At 36.0% G+C, this 1723-nt stretch carries 2 protein-coding genes; both read right to left on the bottom strand.

Features of this window, described 5'->3' with window-relative positions:
- Positions 1-82: 82 nt before the first annotated feature.
- Complete coding sequence (locus I6U51_RS24150) at positions 83-982, bottom strand: IS3 family transposase (RefSeq protein WP_211145100.1); 900 nt, start codon at positions 980-982, stop codon at positions 83-85.
- Positions 979-1653 (bottom strand): helix-turn-helix domain-containing protein, encoded by a 675-nt coding sequence (locus I6U51_RS24145; RefSeq protein WP_211145099.1) that lies wholly within the window; start codon positions 1651-1653, stop codon positions 979-981. The genes I6U51_RS24150 and I6U51_RS24145 overlap by 4 nt, the downstream gene beginning before the upstream one ends.
- Positions 1654-1723: the final 70 nt, after the last annotated feature.

The raw sequence follows: 1723 nt of genomic DNA, 5'->3' as shown, positions 1-1723 counted from the left end.
TGAACTGCTCCCTGTCAAGTAGACAGTGGAAAAAATAAAAAGTTTTATGGCGCTAATCGTATAGTGACGGTTAGCGTCATTTTTATGCTCCTTTGGCAAAAAGATACTGTCTGTATTCTAATGGCGTCATACAGTTTAAGCGTTTCTGATATCTGCGATTATTATAATAATCTATGTATTCAACCACTGCTGATTCTAATTCACCGTATGTATTAAACTTTTTCAGATAGTACATTTCAGATTTCAACATTCCCCAAAATGCTTCCATAGGACCATTGTCGATACATCTTGAAACTCTAGACATGCTCTGTGTCATTTGGGCATCCTCAACTTTTTTCTTAAAAGTCCTAGTTGTATACTGAAATCCACGGTCACTGTGAAAAATCGGCTTTGCATAGGGATGTACCTCATGTGCAATATCGAAAGTTTTGAATACAAGTTCATTATTATTGGAATGCCCTAAAACAAAAGACACAATGCTTTTATCTCCGAGATCCAGGATTGCACTGAGATACGCCTTGCCATTAACTCCATACTTCATTTCTGTTACATCTGTAAGCCACTTCTTCCCAAATCCATCTGCTACAAACTCTCTTTTGAGAATATTTTCAGCAATAGTTTCAGGCGTTGATTTAACGTAATTCTTTCTTTTTCTGCGACATACTGACTTAAGATTCAGTATCTTCATAAGCCTATAAATCCTCTTATGATTAACGTTTAGATTATGCTCTCTATTAAGCTTAATCGTCATCTGTCTATATCCTAGAATACCATTTCTTTCTTCATATGCATCCTTTATCATTGGTAAAAGCTCTTTGTTAAGCTGCTCGTTAGCACTTTCTCTTCTATTAAGCCATTTGTAGTAAGAAGATCTTTGTATACCTGCAATCTCACATATCTTTGTTATTGGATATGCTGCAGTATCATGAAGTTCCTGAATAGCAAGATATATGATTTCATATCTTACTTGGCTTAATATCACCTTCTTTCTATCTCGTCGAGTTTTTTTAGGAAATCTATCTCCATCTGTTGTCTTCTATTTTCAGCTTCAAGAAGCTTGTTCTGTGCTCTTAACTTCTCAAGTTCAGACATCTCATCCTCAGGCTTTCTTTTGCCCCTTCTGTCCAGAAGCGCTTCTACACCATCTTTCTCATACTTCGTTGTCCACGCATAAACTTGCTGATAGGATACCTGATATTTCTGCGCTGTTTCCGAGTAGTTATTCTTGTTCTCAATACAATATTTAACTATTTCAACTCTTTCATCATAAGTTGTTTTGCGTCCCTTAGTCATGATAATTCCCCCTGTTCCGGAAGCCTTTAACTTCTCATGACCATTATACTTCATAACCCATTGCCTGACAGTATCTTGTGTTGGAATTTTATACTTTATAGCAATATCTTGAAGCGAACCTTCTCCGCTTAAGTAGGCATGAACAACCGTTTCTTTAAACAATGAAGAATACGAATTGTTTTTACCATTGTCAATAAATGCAGCTTCGCCCTGAGCCTTATATTTAGCAACCCATTTGCGAAATGGCGTATAAGTTACACCATATTTACGAGCAATCGACTCATACGAGCTATTGCCATTCATATACTCAAGTACTGCCTGTATTTTTAATTCAGGGGATATTTTATTTTTTCTTCCCATAAAAATATGCTCCTCCTTATAGTAAACAATTTTTATTATTTAAACTGTCTACCACAAGGGGAGCATATCA

It is taken from the genome of Clostridium aciditolerans (assembly GCF_016316925.1).
GTDB lineage: Bacteria > Bacillota > Clostridia > Clostridiales > Clostridiaceae > Clostridium_AM > Clostridium_AM aciditolerans.
This window is presented reverse-complemented; position numbering and strand designations above follow the sequence as displayed.